This is a genomic window from Bacillus sp. mrc49 (assembly GCF_002803435.1).
Genome location: NZ_PHNG01000161.1, coordinates 1 through 931 on the forward strand (window position 1 = coordinate 1; position 931 = coordinate 931).

1 protein-coding gene is annotated in these 931 nt (G+C 37.1%); it reads left to right on the plus strand.

All coding sequences use genetic code 11. From position 1 onward, the window contains the following. Positions 1-562 precede the first annotated feature (562 nt). A partial coding sequence (locus CVN76_RS01120; RefSeq protein WP_157805416.1) for a class I tRNA ligase family protein occupies positions 563-931 on the plus strand: 369 nt, incomplete at its 3' end.

Below are 931 nucleotides of genomic sequence, written 5' to 3' on the forward strand. Positions count from 1 at the left end.
CATTATTCGACAAATTTTTTTATAAACTTATAATACCAGCCATTCCCATATTCGTCAATGATTTATTTTCATTTTTTTGTAAGAAAAGAGCATGACTGCATTTCCATGGTTCAAAAATGGTTTTAATGAGCAAAAACTGGATATGTCCTCATCATTTAGTAGTTCATCAGCTACAAAAAACTACGCATGTCACCACAATTCGACAAAAGACTTCTTTATTATATGATTAAATGCATTTTAGTTTCAAAGCATAAGTTCTCAGTTAAGGATAATTTCCAGAGAAAGCTTTCAAATATGTGATATGTTGCACAAAAAAAGATTTTTAGGTATATTTTGTGGAGGTAAGAGGTAATGCTGACAAAAAGGAAGTTACCCCCCTTAACATTATTTTTAAAGACATCGATTCTAACGATTATAATTCCACCATCATGAGGATTTGATTTGTGATTATTGTCGCGCAGAATCGCATATAGCGTTAAAATAGAGATAATTACTTTTAATATAGTCTGATGGCTTTGGCAAGTCGCATAGCCAGTTTTCCAAAAGATGAGGAGGGAACCAAGTGAAAGATAAACTAAAAACATTTTATATCACGACACCCATATATTACCCGAGCGGTAATTTACATATAGGGCACGCGTACACGACAGTGGCAGGTGATGCCATGGCCCGCTATAAAAGGATGCGGGGCTTTGATGTGATGTATCTGACAGGGACTGATGAACACGGCCAAAAAATCCAGCGTAAAGCAGCTGAAGAAGGAATCACCCCACAGCAATACGTGGATAACATCGTAACGGGGATTAAAGAGCTATGGGAAAAGCTTGATATTTCATATGATGATTTCATTCGGACGACGGAGGATCGCCATAAAGAGGTAGTAGCCAAAATCTTCAAAAGGCTGCTTGACCAGGGCGATATCTACTTGGAC